We start from the raw sequence: 15,571 nt of genomic DNA on the forward strand, positions 1-15,571 counted from the left end.
GAGGGCCCACCATGAGCACAGAAGGCAACCATTCATCGTCAGTCTTTGAGACGGCGCCGCCACCGCTGCAAGTCATCGCACCGGCCACCATCGACGACGAGCTCGATGAGATCGCTAAGGAACACTCATTCGCATCGGCGGACGCACCGCCCGGCAGCCGCGCCGTCGTCTACCTTCGTGTCTCCAGCAAGGGCCAGCTGAACACCGACTACGACCCGGAAGGCATCTCGATCCCCGCCCAGCGCGTGGCCTGTACCCGCAAGGCAGAGCAGCTTGGGCTGACGGTCGTCGGCGAGTACGTCGAACCCGGACGATCCGGAACCGAGATGACCAAGCGCGTCGCCTTCCAGCAGATGCTCGAACGCATCCGCCGCGAGCGTGACGTCGACTACGTGATCGTCCACAAGCTCAGTCGGTTCACCCGAAACCGCCTCGACGACGCTATCGTCATGGCCGACCTCCAGAAACGCGGCGTCACGCTCATCTCAGCGACAGAACAGATCGACAACACCCCTGAAGGCCAGCTAATGCACGGCATCTTGGCTACCTTCAACCAGTACCGCTCAGCGGCGGACGGCGCCGACATCGCCTACAAGATGGGGCAGAAGGCCAAGAGCGGTGGCACGCTCGGCCGCGCACCAATCGGGTACCTGAACACGCTCGAGCGCATCGACGGGCGCGAGATCCGTTCTGTTGCCGTCGACCCGGAACGCGCCCCGTTTGTCAAGCTCGCATTTGAGCTGTATGCCGCGGGTAAGCACACGCTGGAAGACATCGCGACCGAGCTGGCGGATCGCGGGCTGACTTCCCGGCCGACGGCGGCTCGCCCGGCTGCACCGATCGCGGTGTCGAAGGTGCAGCGGATGCTCCGCGACCGTTACTACCTCGGCGAGATCGAATATAAGGGCGAAATCTACGACGGGCGGCATGAGCCGCTGATCGATCCTGAGCTGTTTGAGCAGGTTCAGACGCTCCTCGACGCGCGCAACAAGTCCGGTGAACGGCGCATCAAGAACGACCACTACCTGAAGGGCACCATCTGGTGCGGCCGTTGCCGGCTGGAGGACCGCGCCATTAAGCGCATGATCATCATGCGCGCCACCGGACGCAACGGAGGCGAGTACGCCTACTCCTTCTGCCGGGGCGTACAAGATCACGTCTGCGATGCCCCATACTCCAACATGGAGCGCGTTGAGCGCGCCATCGAAGTCCACTACAAATCGATCCGCCTCAACGCCGACTTCATCGCCGCAGTGCGGGCGCGCCTCGAAGAGGCCGTTGCCGACAAGGCTCGGGCTCAACAGCTTCTCCGCCAACAGCTCGAAGCGCAGCTCCGCCAGTTGGCCGTGAAGGAAGAGAACCTCATCGATCTCGCTGCAGACGGCGAGCTCCCGACCGCGCGGATCAAGGTGAAGCTGCACGAGATCACACGGGCCCGAGACAAGCTCACCGTCCAGCTCGGGGCCGTCGAGCAAGACCTCAGTGGAGCCCTGGCATTCATCGATGCCCACCTCGACCTACTCGCCAATCCCTACGAGCTCTACCGATACGCCTCAGATGACACACGCCGTCAACTCAACCAGGCGATCTTCAATCGTATCTACGTCGTGAATGACGAGGTGGTCGGAGACGAGGTCACCTCGCCCTTGGTCGAGCTCCTAGCTGCTGAACGCGGCTGGACCGCGCTGGAGCGTGGTCGGTCCCTCAAGTCGGCTACCAAAACGGCTGAAGCCGAACTTGCCCGCAGAAGCCTTTTGAACGCAGAACAGGCCACCCCGAAGGGTGACCTGTTCTCTGACGTTTCCGTAGGTGACCTGCTGTCTGCCCTGCAAGTTCGGGGCGATTGCAGTAAGCCTCCTATGGTGCGCGAGGGGGGACTTGAACCCCCACGCCCTTGCGGGCACTGGCACCTGAAGCCAGCGCGTCTACCTATTCCGCCACTCGCGCGAAGCGCTCGAATACACATCGAGCGCGTCAACCAACCGAGAATAACACGAGGGAACGCGGCCCGACGCATCGGGCGACCCGCCACGGGATGACACCACCATGGTGCATTCAGCGTGTGCAATTAGCATGTACCGAACCGTCTGCCTGCCTGAGGAGCCCCGTGGGACTACTGGACAGCTTCGAGAAGGGACTCGAACGCGCTGTGAACAGCGCCTTCGCGAAGACCTTCCGCAGCGGAATTCAGCCTGTCGAAATCGCCTCGGCGCTGCGGTCCGAGCTCGACAAGAAGGCCGCCGTCGTGAGCCGCGACCGCATCCTCGCGCCGAACACCTTCACCGTGCGGCTGTCTCCCGCCGATGAGGAGAAGATGGCCGCGGTCGGACCCGCGCTGCTCGACGAGCTCGACGGCCTCGTCAAGAAGCACGCGCGTGCGCAGGGCTACAGCTTCGCGGGCGCGGTGACCATCGAGCTCCGCCGGGACGAATCGGTCTCGACCGGCACGCTCCGCGTCGATTCCGAGACGGCGCAGGGGCGCGTGTCGTGGCGCGCGGTCGTCGACGTCGAGGGTAGACGTCACCCGCTCACCGCGTCGCGCACCGTGATCGGGCGCGGCAGCGACGCCGACATCACGATCTCCGACAGCGGCACCAGCCGCAAGCACGTCGAGATCCTATGGGACGGCGAGCGCGCGATGGTGCGCGACCTCGGCTCGACCAACGGCACCAAGCTCAACGGTGTGAAGGTCGGCGAAGCCTCCCTCGCCCCGGATTCCACCATCACCATCGGCCGCACCGATATCGTGTTCCATGTCGTCGCACACGCGGCGCCGTCACGCCCGTCGCGTCCCGTGAGCGACGCGACCCGGGTATTCGACCAGCGCGAGGGACTGTCGTGAGCGAACTGACCCTGCTCCTCCTGCGCATCGGATTCCTGGTGCTGATGTGGTTCTTCGTGTTCGCGGTGGTCTACTCCCTGCGCGCCGACCTGTTCGGGGTCAAGGTGCGCCGCATGCCGGAACCGGCTGCGGCGGGCGCCGCGACGAAGGCTCCCGCGTCGTCGCCCGACGCGCCGACCGCCGCCGTCGCCCGTTCCACGGCGCCGTCCAAGGCGGGTGGCATGGCCACGCGCGACGCCGTGTCGCGCATCGTCATCACCAGCGGCCCGAAGGCCGGTCTGGAGGTGCCTCTCGGCGACGACACCGTCACGATCGGCCGCTCCAGCGAATCGGGTCTCGTGATCCGCGACGACTACACCTCCAGCCACCACGCGCGTCTCGTTCAGCGCGGGGAGCAGTGGATGATCCAAGACCTCGACTCGACCAACGGCACGTGGCACGACGGCACGCGGGTCAGCGCCCCGGTGCCCATCAAGATCGGCGCGCCCATCAAGGTCGGGGCGACGACCTTCGAGCTGCGGAAGTAAGCAGCGGAGTCGACACGGATGGTCTTTCAGGGCTCGAGCGCGGCGATCTCCCACACCGGGAAGGTCCGCTCCAACAACCAGGATTCCGGATACTCCGGGTCGAACCTGTTCGTCGTCGCCGACGGCATGGGCGGGCACGCGGGCGGCGACGTCGCCTCGGCACTGGTCATCCATCGCCTGAAGCACCTCGACGACGACCCGTTCGATTCGCCGACCGACGCGGAGCGGGCCCTGCGCGATGCGATCGCCGACAGCGCTACCGAACTGATCGACACCGTCGGCCGCCGTCCTGAGCTGGCCGGGATGGGCACCACGGTCAGTGCCCTGGTGATGGTCGACGATCTCGCGGTGATCGCGCACATCGGCGATTCCCGCATCTATCTCTACCGCGACGGCTCGCTCACCCAGATCACCACCGACCACACGTTCGTGCAGCGCCTCGTCGAGTCTGGTCGCATCACCCCTGAGGAAGCCCGCTACCACCCGCGCCGCTCGGTCCTCATGCGCGTGCTCGGCGACATGGATCCCGATCCCGAGATCGACACGTTCATCATGCCCACCCAGCCCGGCGACCGCTGGCTGCTGTGCTCCGACGGACTCTCGGGAGTCGTGGACGACGCGCACACCGAGAAGGCCCTCGCCGCCGGCAACGCGCCCGGGCGAACCGCCGACGCGCTGCTCAAGCAGGCACTCGACGGCGGAGCGCCCGACAACGTCACGATCGTGATCGTCGACGTGGGCGGGGCGCATCCGATCTTCACCGGCACCGCGACGATCGTCGGATCGGCCTCCACACCGGCCGGTATCGAGGTGCCTGCGGCTCGCCCCGGCCGGTCGAGCTGGCTGCATCCGAACCGTCAGGCGGCGAACGAGCCGACGCACTTCGAGCCCGACGCCGACTTCCTCGAAGAGCTCATCGAAGAGGATCGCCGGCGTGCGCGCCGGCGGCGCATCGGCTGGATCGTCGGTCTCGTGCTCGTCCTCGGGTTGCTGGCCACGGCCGGTGTCGTGGCCTATCAGTGGACGCAGACGCGGTACTTCATCGGCGCTGACGAGGACACCGTGGTGATCTACCGCGGCATCCAGCAGGACATCGGTCCGATCTCGCTGTCCACCGTCTACCGGGACACCGGGATCGATCTCGACGATCTGCCGTCGTTCACCCGCAGCACCGTCGAGCGCACGATCTCGGCCGATTCGCTCGAGGCGGCCGACGTGATCGTCGATCGCCTGCGCGACACCGCGGAGGCCTACGGATGAGCGCGCCCACCGACCAGACCGGCCAGGTCTCCACCGACACCGCCGTCGTGCGGGCGCTGCGCAAGATCCGCGTTCCGCAGACCCGACGCAACCGCGAGCTGGCCCTGATCCTCTTCGCCACCCTCATCAACGGCTCCGCGGTCGCCCTGGTGCAGCTGGGCGCGCTCGGGGCGATCGACGGCACCTTCCTCATCTACACCGGCGCGGTCACCCTGCTGGTGCTCGCACTCCACGTGGTGCTGCGGTTCGTCGCGCTGTCGGCCGACCCGTTCGTCGTGCCCATCGCGACGCTGCTGACCGGTCTCGGCCTCGCGATGATCTACCGCATCGACCTCGCCAAGGACGCGACGGGGTGGGATGCCTTCTCGACCCGTCAGCTCGCGTGGGCGGCGATCGCCCTGGCCGGCGCCATCGCTCTCGTCCTGGTGCTGCGCAACTACCGCGTGCTGTTCCGCTACACGTATCTGTCGGGCCTGATCGGTCTGCTCCTCCTTCTCCTCCCGTTCATCCCGGGCCTCGGAACCGACGCCAACGCCGACGTGTGGGTCTCGCTCGGTTTCGTGTCGTTCCAGCCCGGTGAGCTCGCCAAGATCGCCCTGGCGATCTTCTTCGCCGGCTATCTCGTGCGCACCCGCGAGTCGCTCACCTCCACCGGCACCCGCTTCCTCTGGATGACATGGCCGCGCGCGCGCGAACTCGGCCCCGTGCTCGTGGTCTGGGTCGTCTCCCTCGGCATCATCGTGATGCAGCGCGACCTCGGCACCGGCATCCTGATCTTCGGCATGTTCATCGCGATGCTCTACGTCGCCACCGGCAAGACCAGCTGGGCCCTCATCGGGGTGGCCCTCGCCGCACTCGGGGCCTTCCTCGCCTCGCGCGTGCTGCCCTACGTCGGCGAGCGCTTCTCGAACTGGCTCGACGCCTTCAACCCCGACACGATCGAGGGCCCGAGCTATCAGCTCGTGCAGGGCATCTTCGGCCTCGCGCAGGGCGGCCTCATCGGCACGGGCCTCGGTCAGGGCCGGCCCCAGCTGACCCCGGTGGCCGAAAGCGACTACATCCTGCCGAGCCTCGGCGAAGAGCTCGGCCTCGTCGGCGTCTTCGCGATCCTCTGCCTGTACATGGTCTTCATCAGCCGCGGCATCCGCATCGGACTCGCCGGACAGGATGACTTCGGCAAGCTGCTCGCGACCGGACTCGCCTTCACCATCGGCCTCCAGGTGTTCATCATGGTGGGCGGTGTCACCCGGGTCATCCCGCTGACGGGTCTGACCACGCCGTTCCTCGCGGCGGGCGGATCCTCCCTCGTGGCCAACTGGCTCATCGTGGCCCTCCTCCTGCGCATCTCCGACGCCGTCCGCAACAAGCCCCGGGTGGTGATCGGATGACCCGCGAACTGCGCCGCCTCAGCATCGTGCTGCTGGCGATGTTCCTCGCCCTGTTCACGTCGGTGAGCGTCATCCAGGTCGTGCAGGCCGATGCGTTGGCGGAGAATCCCGCCAACACGCGCGCGCTCTACGACTCCTACGAGGTGCAGCGCGGATCCATCATCGCCAGCGGCGCGGCGATCGCGTCATCGGTGCCGTCCGACGATGTCTACTCCTGGCAGCGGGTCTATCAGAACGCCAACGTCTGGGCGCCGGTCACCGGATACATCAATCCCGTCCTCGGATCGGCGACGGGCATCGAGCAGGCGATGAACGCGGAGCTCAGCGGCACCGGCAGCACGCAGTTCCTCTCGCGCATCGAGCGGATCATCACGGGGCAGCCGGCGGCGGGCTCGAACGTCGTGCTCTCGCTCGACGCGACGGCCCAGCAGGCCGCTTACGACGCACTCGGCGACCTGACCGGTGCCGTCCTCGCCATCGAGCCGGAGACCGGCCGCATCCTCGCCATGGTCACGAGCCCCGACTACGATCCGAACGCGCTCGCCTCGCACGACACCTCGGCGGTGCTCGACCTCTACGACCAGCTCGAGTCCGACCCGGCGCAGCCGCTGTCCAACCGGGCGATCGGCGGCGACCTCAACCCACCGGGATCGACCTTCAAACTCGTGACCGCCTCGGCCGCCCTCGCGACGGGGGACTGGACCCCCGAGTCCGAGCTGCCGAACCCGTCGACGTACACGCTCCCCGGCTCGTCCAGTGTGATCCGCAACGCCTCCGGCGGCGCGTGCGGATCGGGCGACACGGTCACGATCGCCGATGCTCTGCGCCTCAGCTGCAACATCCCCTTCGCCGAACTGGCCGTGGAACTCGGCGACCAGACGATCCTCGAAGAGGCGGAGAAGTACGGCTTCAACGTCGCCTTCGAGACGCCGCTCGCCTCGACACCCTCCAGCTATCCCCGCGGCCTCGACGACGCGCAGACCGCGCTCAGCGGCTTCGGCCAGGGGCAGGTCACCGCGACGCCGCTGCAGATGGCGATGGTGTCTGCCGGGATCGCCAACGACGGCATCGTCATGAATCCGCGCATGGTCGACCGCGTCATCGGTCCCGACCTCTCGGTGCAGCAGACGTTCGACGACACCGAGTTCGGTCGCGCCCTGGAGTCCGACCTCGCCGCGGAGATGGTGACGATGATGGTCGACAACGTCGAAAGCGGCGTTGCGGGCGGTGCAAGAATAGACGGAGTGGATGTGGCCGGGAAGACCGGCACCGCAGAGAACGGGACGGATGACCCGTATACGCTCTGGTTCACAGGCTTCGCCCCCGCAGAAGATCCGGAGATCGCCGTAGCGGTCGTGGTCGAAGACGGTGGCGGTCAAGGGCAATCCGGGAGTGGCGACACGATCGCCGCGCCCATCGCGAAGCAGGTCATGGAGGCGGTGCTGGGACAATGAGACCGACGCAGGGTGCGACCTTCGGCGGGCGCTACGAACTGGATTCGCGGATCGCCGTCGGCGGTATGGGCGAAGTGTGGGAGGCCACCGATCACGTCATCGGGCGTACCGTCGCGATCAAGATCCTCAAGGACGAGTACATGGGGGACCCCGGGTTCCTCGAGCGCTTCCGCGCCGAGGCCCGGCACGCCGCGCTCGTGAACCACGAGGGGATCGCGAGCGTCTTCGACTACGGCGAGGAGAACGGCAGCGCCTTCCTCGTGATGGAGCTCGTTCCCGGCGAGGCCCTCTCGACGATCCTCGAGCGTGAGACGTCCCTCTCGACCGACAAGACCCTCGACATCGTCGCCCAGACCTCGGCCGCCCTGCAGGCCGCACACGCCGCCGGTCTCGTGCACCGTGACATCAAGCCGGGCAACCTGCTGATCACCCCCGACGGCCGGGTCAAGATCACCGATTTCGGCATCGCCCGCATCGCCGACCAGGTGCCGCTGACCGCGACCGGCCAGGTCATGGGCACGGTGCAGTACCTCTCTCCCGAGCAGGCCTCGGGTCACCCGGCGTCGCCCGCGACCGACATCTACTCGCTCGGGATCGTCGCCTACGAGTCGCTCGCCGGCAAGCGTCCCTTCACGGGCGAGTCGCAGGTCGCCATCGCGATGGCGCAGATCAACGAGCAGGCGCCGCCGCTTCCGGCGACCGTGGCGCAGCCCGTGCAGAACTTCGTCGCGGCGATGATCGCGAAGAAGCCCGAGGAGCGTCCCGGCTCGGCCGCGACGGTGGCCCGCGCGGCGACGGCGCTGCGCCGCGGCGACCTCGCCGCGGCGGCATCCGCCGTACCCGCCATCGCGGGCGGCGAGGCCGGTGACGACGTCACTCAGCTGCTCACCGCCGGGGGCTCGACCGCCGCGGCGACGCAGCTGCTGCCGACCGATACCGCCGCGGCACCGCTCGCCGACGGCGAGGAGGAGCCGGAGAAGAAGAAGCGCAGCCCCTGGACGTGGCCGCTGATCGCCCTGATCATCCTCCTCGTGCTGGTGCTGGGCGGCACGCTCTGGGCGCTCTTCTTCGCCGGGGATCCGGAACCGGAGCCGACCACCACGACGTCGTCGGCCACCCCCACCCCGACGCAGACCACGCCGACCCCCACGCCCACCGAGGACCGGGTCGACGTGAGCGCACTGGGCTTGACGGGCCAGACCTGCGACGCCGCGCGCGGCGTGCTCGAGGAGAACGACCTCGTGGCCGACTGCCAGACCGGCAATGCCGCCGGCACCGCCGACCAGGTCGGGATCATCTACGAGGTGAACCCCACCGGCCGCGTGGAGCCCGGGACCACGATCACCCTGACCGCCTACGGCGACCAGGTGGAGATGCCCACGCCCGCGACGCCGTCACTCGACGCGCAGACCGTCGCACCCGGCGACACCCTCACCGTCACGTGGGAGGGATACAGCTGTCCGGCCGGCGAGGGATCGCCGAGCTCCTACAACCTCACGGCGACCAACGGGACCTTCTCCAACGGGCAGTCCGAGTCCTCCTTCGGTCAGAGCGAGCGCAACGCGCAGCTGACCGTGCCGAACAACGCGACGGGCACGGTCATCGTGACCTACACCGTCACGTGCAGCGGCGGTGAGGCCGGTCAGCGCGAGTCGCCCGGTTCCGGCGAAGCCACCGCGACGATCGAGCCGGCACCGACGGCTTCCCCCACACCCTGACGCCACCTGGCGGACCGCTGGCCCGGGATCGAGGTCGACTAGGCTGGGGACGGAAACACCGGGGGAGTGAACGTGACTGCTGAACCACGCGTGCTTTCGGGACGCTACCGCGTCGACGAGAACATCGGACGTGGCGGCATGGCCACCGTCTTCCGCGGGTACGATCTGACGCTGGGCCGTGAGGTCGCCATCAAGATCCTCGATCGCGAACTCGCCGACGACAACTCCTTCCGCACGCGGTTCCGGCTGGAAGCACAGGCCGCATCCCGCATGTCCCACCCGGCTATCGTGCGCGTCTACGACGCCGGCGAAGACACCGAACGCAATCCCGACGGGTCCACCCGCGCCGTGCCGTTCATCGTCATGGAGCTCGTCAAGGGTCGCCTGCTCAAGGATGTGATCGCCGACGGTCCGGTACCCGTCGATGACGCCGTGCGATATGTCGACGGCATCCTCGAAGCTCTCGAGTACTCCCATCGCGCCGGTGTCGTGCACCGCGACATCAAGCCCGGGAACGTCATGATCACCGAGGCCGGTCAGATCAAGGTCATGGACTTCGGAATCGCCCGCGCCGTTTCGGATTCGTCGTCCACCGTCGCCGAGACGACGCAGATCCTCGGCACCGCCGCGTACTTCTCGCCGGAGCAGGCCAAGGGCGACCCGGTCGACGCACGCGCCGATCTCTATTCGACGGGTGTCGTGCTCTACGAGCTGCTGTCGGGCAAGCAGCCTTTCCGCGGTGAGACGCCGGTGGCCATCGCCTACCAGCACGTCAGTGAGACCCCGGTCGCGCCGAGCGAGATCAACGAGTCGGTTCCGCGCTCGCTCGACGCGATCGCGCTCCGCGCTCTCGCGAAGGACCCCTACCAGCGCTATCAGGATGCTGCCGGCTTCCGTGAAGCCCTCGACGCCACCGTCGACGGAAAGGCCCCGTCCAAGCGGCAGGTCGGCGCTCTCACGAGCGAGCTCTACGGTCCGAACCCGCGCCAAGCCGCCGAGACCGCCCGGTCGCTGCGTCAGCTCAGCACGGACACCACGATGAAGCGAACCCAGCCGGGTCCGCCGATCGCCTGGATCTGGGCGGGCGTCGCGATCATCGCGGTGCTGCTGATCTCGGTGCTGTTCTGGGCACTCTCGGTGCGGCCCACCACCGAGGCGCCGTCGACGGCTCGCGTCGTTCCGGATGTCTCCGGCATGACCTTCGAACGCGCCGAGGAGTCCCTGGCCGCGCTCGATCTGGTTGCCGTGGAGCAGTCCGAATCGAGTGCCGATGTCACCGAGGGCAATGTCATCCGCACCGAGCCGGCGGCGGAGACCTCCGTCAATCCGGGGCAGGAGGTCGACGTGTTCGTCTCGACCGGGCAGGAGCTGGCCGAAGTCCCGGTTCTCGAGGGACTCGGTCAGGATGCGGCCGTGCAGGCGCTCGAGGACGCCGGTCTCGCCGTGGGCACGATCAATCGCACGAATGATCCCGACCTCGCCGAGGGCATCGTGATCTCGGCTGATGAGACGGCCGGCGACGAGGTTCCGGTCGGGACGACCGTCGACCTCACGGTCGCGAGCGGTCGCGTCGTCATCAACGACGTCACCGGCTACACCGTCGAAGCCGCGACGCGTGAGCTCGAAGACGTCGGGCTGTCGGTCCTCACTCAGGAGGATCAGTCGTGCGCAGCATCCGCACCTCCGGTGGTGCGGTCGCAGTCACTCGCTCCCGGTGAGGTGCCCGTGCATTCCGAGATCACCCTGACCTACTGCTCCGGCTCCTCCTGATCCGGTGGCGGCGGCTACTCGACGGTGACTTCCTGCGGATTGACGAACTCGCTGATCCACGGGAACGCGTAGAAGAACAGCCCGTACAGCACGGCGGCCAGCAGCACGAGGACCAGCAACAGACGGATCCACCACGGACCGGGGAGGATCCGCCACAGCGCGGCATACATCAGGCGGGCACTCCTTCGGTCAGGGCTTCGGGGAGGGCCGCAGGATCATCCGCGTCGCGAGGCGTGAACGATTCGAAGACGCCGTACGCGACGATGCGCTCCGCGAGCGAGTACATCGGACTGCAGCTGGTCATGGTGATGTACTTGCCGTTCGCCTCGGCGCTCGGCACCTGCGGCACGGCGGCGAGCACATCGACCTCGGTGGGCGTGACGTACTCGAGCGTTCGGAAGCGGTAGGTGTACCAGCCCTCTTCCACTTCGACCACGATGGCGTCGCCGACCTGCAGATCGGCGATGCGATTGAAGGGCTTGCCGTACGTGGTGCGGTGGGCGGCGACGGCGAAGTTCCCCGTCTCGCCGGGCATGGGCGATCCCGGATAGTGCCCGATTCCGATCGGGTCCAGGGTTCCCGCCCGCGAGGTCCCGCCGGCCATCTCGACGGCGTAGTCGTCGCCGAAGCGCGGGATGTGCATGACACCGAAGATCTCGGTGTCGGCCGGTTCTGGGAGGACGGGAATCTCCATCTCCTGCGCCACATCCTCTTCGACGTCGTCCTCGGGCGAAGCGGACGGCTCGGGGATGAGGGGGGGCGCCTGCTGCGCCCACTGCTCGGACAGTTCTGCGCCGGCGGCATTGCGTTGCGCCCCGTAGATGAAGTCCCCGATCCACAGCTGCCACGCGACATAGAGCATCGCGACGATGCCGGCGGTGATCAGCAGCTCGCCGATCACTCCGGTCACAGAGGTGCGGCGACGCGGGCGCCGGCGTCGGGAACGGTCGCGCACAGCAGGGTTTGCCTGCTGCTGCTCGGCACTGGTCTGCTCGCCCACACGGCGAGTCTAATGACCGCATGCTGTGGCAGGCCTGGCAGTTAGACTGTCGGCATGGCACGACCCGGACGAGAAGACGATGCGATGGCGGAACGCCCCGAGGGCGAGCCGGCACCGAACCCGGTGTGGTTCAAGCCGATCATGCTCGGCCTCATGCTGCTCGGTCTCGCATGGGTTCTGGTCTTCTACCTGAGCGGCACCCAGTTCCCGATCCCCGGCATCGGTGCGTGGAATCTCGTGATCGGGTTCGGCATCGCCTTCGTGGGATTCCTCATGACGACGCGGTGGCGCTGACCGCCCGGTCCGACGAACGACACCGTCCCCGATGGGGCGGTGTTTTTCTTTTCCCTCGACGGTAATTACACGCGTGTGATTCATCCCCACCTGTGGATGAAACTGTGGATAACTTCCGTCGTCAGAAGAAGAGAACCGGCGGAAGGAGGAGCAGCGCGACCAGGCCCAGCGCCACGGCGGCGAGCAGCGCGATCTGCAGAGCGCGCCGACGGGGGGACCGCGTCACCGAGAAGATCAGTCCGACGAGTGCCCCCACGACGAGCCCGCCGACGTGGGCCTGCCACGAGACGTTGAAGCCCGGGATGAACCCGATGACGAGATTCAATCCGAGGATGATGGCGATGCCGGTGACGTTCGCACCGAGGTGGCGTCCGATGACGAGCAGGGCACCGAACAGTCCGAAGATCGCGCCCGATGCGCCGACGACCTGGGTCGGGAACGACAGGAGTGCGACCGCGACCGAACCGCCCAGCGTGCTGAGCAGGTACAGCGTCAGAAACCGCCAGCGACCGAGAAGGGGTTCGAGGCTGCGGCCGATCAGCCACAGTGCCAGCATGTTCAGGCCGATGTGCCAGAAGCTCGAGTGCACGAGTGCGACGGTGAGGAGCGTCCAGGGCTGGAACGGCACCGGGAGCGTCGGATAGATGCTCGGCGCCCAGAACAGCAGCGAACCCCGGACGAGATCGCCGAAGCCGGGGATCAGCCCCAGCAGGAAGGCGAACGCGGTGATCGCGATGATCGCGTAGGTGACCACCGGACGGCCGCCGTAGGTGGCGACCGCCCGGGGTCGGGACCAGCGCCGCTCGGCCTTGCGCTGAGCGGGAGTCTGCTTCTTCCGCTGCTCGGCCATGCATTCCGGACAGATGACACCGACCGCCCCCTGGGTCTGGCACTCGGGACAGATCGTCCGCAGGCACCGCTGGCAGAGCACGAAGCTCTGCCGGTCCGGGTGGCGATAGCAGTAGTTGTCGGTGTTCCGCTGGAAGTCGGCCGAGGTCATGGAGGATCGCGGCGAGGCGTCAGGCTGCGACGATGTCGACCGACTCGAGCACGACCGGCTCGATGGGGCGGTCACCGGCGGCCGTGGGGACCTTGCTGATCGCATCGACGACCTTCTTCGACTCCTCGTCGGCAACCTCACCGAAGATGGTGTGCTTGCCCTGCAGCCACGGGGTCGGGTCGGTGGTGATGAAGAACTGCGAGCCGTTGGTGCCCTCGGGCTTGCCCGTGAGGGCGTTGCGGCGCAGACCCGCGTTGGCCATCGCGAGCTTGTAGGGCTCGTTGAAGTTCAGGTCGCCGTTGATCTCGTCGTCGAAGGTGTAGCCGGGGCCGCCGACTCCCTGTCCGAGAGGGTCACCACCCTGGATCATGAAGCCGGGGATGATGCGGTGGAAGACGACGTCCTTGTACAGCGGACCTTCTCCGGGCTGGCCCGTGGAGGGGTGAGTCCAGGAGCCGGTCCCGTCGGCGAGCCCGGTGAAGTTCTTCACCGTGCGCGGGGCGTGGTCTCCGAAGAGGTTGACGACGATGTCGCCGTGGTTGGTGTGCAGTGTGGCGACGGCGGTGTGCTGAGGCATGTCTATATTCTCTCAGAGTTGCGTGCAAGGCCCTCCGTCCACGGGATGCGTCTGGCAAGATGGGGACGAACTGACAGTCCCGGATTTAGGGAGGGCCCCGTGAGCCTGAGCCGCAAGCGCAAGAAGGAACTCCGCAAGCTCCAGAAGCACGCGAACAAGGTGTGGGATTCGCAGCAGGTGCTGGTGGACGAGGCTGCGGGCATCGCCCGCGAGGCCGGTCGTCAGCTCGGCAACTACAACCGTGAGCAGATCGTTCCTCAGGTGCAGCAGGCCTACGGCAAGTACGCGGCGCCGTACGTCGACAAGAGCCTGACCTACTCCAAGAATGTGTTGAGCGACAAGGTCGTGCCGGCCACCGGTGCCCTGGTGGGCTCGGCGCTCTCGGTATGGGATGCCGCCAACGACACCCGCGGCCGGCTCAAGGCCGGCAAGGGATTCGGCGAGATCGACTCGAAGAAGTACGCCAAGAAGGCCGACAAGTACGGCAAGGACGTGCAGAAGAAGCTCGCCAAGAAGCTCGCCGCTCTGGAGCCGCAGCGCAAGGGCATCGGTGCGGGTGGGGTGATCGCCATCATCCTCGGCGTCGCCGCCGCGGCCGGTGTGCTCTACGCTGCGTGGCAGACTCTTCGCGCAGATGACGAGCTGTGGGTCGCCGACGACCCGCTGCGCGCTCCCGACGCGTGATCGAGACGCCGCCTTCACTTCATCGAGCCCGTGACGCCGCCCAGGCGCGCGGGCTCGATGTGTCTTTCCGCGAACGCCCGGCCGCCAACAGTCTCGCGGAGGCTGCGGAGCTTCTCGGCATCCCGCCACGCGGGATCGTGAAAACCCTGGTGGTGAAGCGCTCGGATGACACGTACCTCTTCGCGCTGGTACCCGGGGACCGGGCAATCTCGTGGCCGAAGCTGCGTGCGCTGGTCGGCGTGAACCGGCTCCAGCTGGCTCCGCCGGAGCAGGCGCTCGCGGCGACGGGGTACGAGCGCGGCACGATCGTGCCGGTCGGGAGCAGCACGGCGCTGCCGATCTTCGTCGATGAGACCATCGTGGGGAAGCGCATCGCGATGGGAGCAGGCGCTCACGGATACAGCATGTTCGTCGAGGCCGACGAGCTCATCGCCGCCTACGATGCGATCGTCGCCGACATCACGAAGCCGCTCGAGAGCGCGTGATCATCCCTCGCCCGCCATCCGCAGGGCGATGTCGACCAGACGCACGCGCTGCAGGTTGCGCACGGTCCTCATCGGAAACCATTCGGCTCGGTCCGTCGAGCCGTCGACCTCGTTCCGCAGTCGACCGCCCGTGACATGGGCGCGGTAGACGATGCGCAACGTGTGCAGCGGGCCGCGCGCAGCGTCTGCGAGGCGCCGCCCCTCGGGGATGACACGGGAGTGGATACCGAGCAGCTCGTCGATGTCGACGCGATAGCCGGTCTCTTCCCGCACCTCGCGGCGTGCGGCTCGTTCGGGGTCTTCACCGGGTTCGAGACCGCCCCCGGGCATCGTCCAGGCTGCTCGTCGTCCCTCGATCCAGTGGGCCAGCAGCAGGCGACCGTCATCGACGATCACCGCGTAAGCCGCGACCCGCATGTCCATGACGACAGACTATCCGTCTGCATGGAGAGGGAATCGGACACGAAGACGGCCCGGCCGGAGCCGGGGCGTTTCATTGTGGAGCCTAGGAGATTCGAACTCCTGACATCCTGCTTGCAAAGCAGGCGCTCTACCAACTGAGCTAAGGCCCC

Annotated in this window: 15 protein-coding genes, 2 tRNA genes and 1 pseudogene; 11 read left to right on the forward strand and 7 right to left on the reverse strand. The window is 67.3% G+C overall.

Annotation, left to right across the window (positions count from 1 at the left end):
- Positions 1-11: 11 nt before the first annotated feature.
- Positions 12-974, forward strand: a pseudogene (locus ACGG9C_RS13625) (recombinase family protein); the annotation flags it as partial.
- A gap of 886 nt (positions 975-1,860) precedes the next feature.
- On the opposite strand, the gene ACGG9C_RS13630 reads toward ACGG9C_RS13625, so the two are convergent.
- A tRNA-Leu gene (locus ACGG9C_RS13630) sits at positions 1,861-1,947 on the reverse strand.
- Positions 1,948-2,107: 160 nt separating this feature from the next.
- Here ACGG9C_RS13630 and ACGG9C_RS13635 point away from each other — a divergent pair.
- The 7 genes from ACGG9C_RS13635 (at position 2,108) to pknB (ending at position 10,959) form a co-directional block, all read left to right on the forward strand.
- Positions 2,108-2,842 carry a DUF3662 and FHA domain-containing protein gene (locus ACGG9C_RS13635; RefSeq protein WP_194385374.1) on the forward strand — a complete coding sequence of 245 codons (735 nt, stop codon included), beginning with the start codon at positions 2,108-2,110 and terminating at the stop codon, positions 2,840-2,842.
- The gene (locus tag ACGG9C_RS13640) at positions 2,839-3,369 is read left to right on the forward strand and encodes an FHA domain-containing protein (protein WP_071044233.1); all 531 of its coding nucleotides are present in this window, start codon (positions 2,839-2,841) and stop codon (positions 3,367-3,369) included. Before ACGG9C_RS13635 ends, ACGG9C_RS13640 begins: the two co-directional genes overlap by 4 nt.
- 18 nt (positions 3,370-3,387) lie before the next feature.
- Positions 3,388-4,629 (forward strand): PP2C family serine/threonine-protein phosphatase, encoded by a 1,242-nt coding sequence (locus tag ACGG9C_RS13645; RefSeq protein WP_071044232.1) that lies wholly within the window; start codon positions 3,388-3,390, stop codon positions 4,627-4,629.
- Positions 4,626-6,017 (forward strand): FtsW/RodA/SpoVE family cell cycle protein, encoded by a 1,392-nt coding sequence (locus tag ACGG9C_RS13650; RefSeq protein WP_286717376.1) that lies wholly within the window; start codon positions 4,626-4,628, stop codon positions 6,015-6,017. The genes ACGG9C_RS13645 and ACGG9C_RS13650 overlap by 4 nt, the downstream gene beginning before the upstream one ends.
- Entirely contained in the window at positions 6,014-7,471 is a 1,458-nt protein-coding gene (locus ACGG9C_RS13655; protein WP_071044230.1) for a penicillin-binding protein 2, read from the forward strand. The genes ACGG9C_RS13650 and ACGG9C_RS13655 overlap by 4 nt, the downstream gene beginning before the upstream one ends.
- Entirely contained in the window at positions 7,468-9,189 is a 1,722-nt protein-coding gene (locus ACGG9C_RS13660) for a serine/threonine protein kinase (RefSeq protein WP_390178735.1), read from the forward strand. The genes ACGG9C_RS13655 and ACGG9C_RS13660 overlap by 4 nt, the downstream gene beginning before the upstream one ends.
- Positions 9,190-9,261: 72 nt before the next feature.
- Positions 9,262-10,959, forward strand: a complete 1,698-nt coding sequence (gene pknB / locus ACGG9C_RS13665; protein WP_286717374.1) for a Stk1 family PASTA domain-containing Ser/Thr kinase — start codon at positions 9,262-9,264, stop codon at positions 10,957-10,959.
- Positions 10,960-10,973: 14 nt separating this feature from the next.
- On the opposite strand, the gene ACGG9C_RS13670 is transcribed toward pknB, so the two are convergent.
- Both ACGG9C_RS13670 and ACGG9C_RS13675 read right to left on the reverse strand, forming a co-directional pair.
- The gene (locus ACGG9C_RS13670; RefSeq protein ID WP_176759396.1) at positions 10,974-11,129 is read right to left on the reverse strand and encodes a hypothetical protein; all 156 of its coding nucleotides are present in this window, start codon (positions 11,127-11,129) and stop codon (positions 10,974-10,976) included.
- Positions 11,129-11,959, reverse strand: coding sequence for a class E sortase (locus ACGG9C_RS13675; RefSeq protein WP_143003679.1), 831 nt, complete (start codon positions 11,957-11,959; stop codon positions 11,129-11,131). Before ACGG9C_RS13675 ends, ACGG9C_RS13670 begins: the two co-directional genes overlap by 1 nt.
- A 54-nt stretch (positions 11,960-12,013) precedes the next feature.
- On the opposite strand from ACGG9C_RS13675, the gene ACGG9C_RS13680 reads away from it, so the two are divergent.
- A complete protein-coding gene (locus tag ACGG9C_RS13680) occupies positions 12,014-12,253 on the forward strand; it encodes a cell division protein CrgA (RefSeq protein ID WP_071044227.1) in 240 nt (79 codons plus the stop codon).
- Positions 12,254-12,374: 121 nt separating this feature from the next.
- Here the strand turns inward: ACGG9C_RS13680 and ACGG9C_RS13685 are convergent, their stop codons facing one another.
- Both ACGG9C_RS13685 and ACGG9C_RS13690 read right to left on the reverse strand, forming a co-directional pair.
- The gene (locus ACGG9C_RS13685) at positions 12,375-13,253 is read right to left on the reverse strand and encodes a rhomboid family intramembrane serine protease (RefSeq protein ID WP_194384135.1); all 879 of its coding nucleotides are present in this window, start codon (positions 13,251-13,253) and stop codon (positions 12,375-12,377) included.
- Positions 13,254-13,272: 19 nt separating this feature from the next.
- Positions 13,273-13,830 carry a peptidylprolyl isomerase gene (locus tag ACGG9C_RS13690; RefSeq protein WP_194384134.1) on the reverse strand — a complete coding sequence of 186 codons (558 nt, stop codon included), beginning with the start codon at positions 13,828-13,830 and terminating at the stop codon, positions 13,273-13,275.
- A 99-nt stretch (positions 13,831-13,929) separates the two neighbouring features.
- Between ACGG9C_RS13690 and ACGG9C_RS13695 the strand changes: the two genes are divergently transcribed.
- Together ACGG9C_RS13695 and ACGG9C_RS13700 are read left to right on the forward strand one after the other, a co-directional pair.
- A complete protein-coding gene (locus ACGG9C_RS13695) occupies positions 13,930-14,514 on the forward strand; it encodes a DNA helicase (protein WP_194384133.1) in 585 nt (194 codons plus the stop codon).
- A 59-nt stretch (positions 14,515-14,573) separates the two neighbouring features.
- Positions 14,574-14,999, forward strand: a complete 426-nt coding sequence (locus ACGG9C_RS13700; RefSeq protein ID WP_194385373.1) for a YbaK/EbsC family protein — start codon at positions 14,574-14,576, stop codon at positions 14,997-14,999.
- Here ACGG9C_RS13700 and ACGG9C_RS13705 read toward each other — a convergent pair whose 3' ends face one another.
- On the reverse strand, positions 15,000-15,422 hold the full coding sequence (locus ACGG9C_RS13705; protein ID WP_071044223.1) for an NUDIX hydrolase: 423 nt from the start codon (positions 15,420-15,422) through the stop codon (positions 15,000-15,002).
- A 76-nt stretch (positions 15,423-15,498) separates the two neighbouring features.
- Positions 15,499-15,571, reverse strand: a tRNA-Ala gene (locus ACGG9C_RS13710).

This window comes from Microbacterium sp. MTN4-26, assembly GCF_042846595.1.
GTDB classification, from domain to species: Bacteria; Actinomycetota; Actinomycetes; order Actinomycetales; family Microbacteriaceae; genus Microbacterium; species Microbacterium luteum.

Excerpts from the sequence above, each read along its gene's own strand:
- ACGG9C_RS13645 (WP_071044232.1), top strand. The coding sequence starts at position 3,388 with ATGGTCTTTCAGGGCTCGAGCGCGGCGATCTCCCACACCGGGAAGGTC.
- ACGG9C_RS13650 (WP_286717376.1), top strand. The coding sequence starts at position 4,626 with ATGAGCGCGCCCACCGACCAGACCGGCCAGGTCTCCACCGACACCGCC.
- ACGG9C_RS13655 (WP_071044230.1), top strand. The coding sequence starts at position 6,014 with ATGACCCGCGAACTGCGCCGCCTCAGCATCGTGCTGCTGGCGATGTTC.
- ACGG9C_RS13660 (WP_390178735.1), top strand. The coding sequence starts at position 7,468 with ATGAGACCGACGCAGGGTGCGACCTTCGGCGGGCGCTACGAACTGGAT.
- ACGG9C_RS13670 (WP_176759396.1), bottom strand. The coding sequence starts at position 11,129 with ATGTATGCCGCGCTGTGGCGGATCCTCCCCGGTCCGTGGTGGATCCGT.
- ACGG9C_RS13680 (WP_071044227.1), top strand. The coding sequence starts at position 12,014 with ATGGCACGACCCGGACGAGAAGACGATGCGATGGCGGAACGCCCCGAG.
- ACGG9C_RS13685 (WP_194384135.1), bottom strand. The coding sequence starts at position 13,253 with ATGACCTCGGCCGACTTCCAGCGGAACACCGACAACTACTGCTATCGC.
- ACGG9C_RS13690 (WP_194384134.1), bottom strand. The coding sequence starts at position 13,830 with ATGCCTCAGCACACCGCCGTCGCCACACTGCACACCAACCACGGCGAC.
- ACGG9C_RS13705 (WP_071044223.1), bottom strand. The coding sequence starts at position 15,422 with ATGGACATGCGGGTCGCGGCTTACGCGGTGATCGTCGATGACGGTCGC.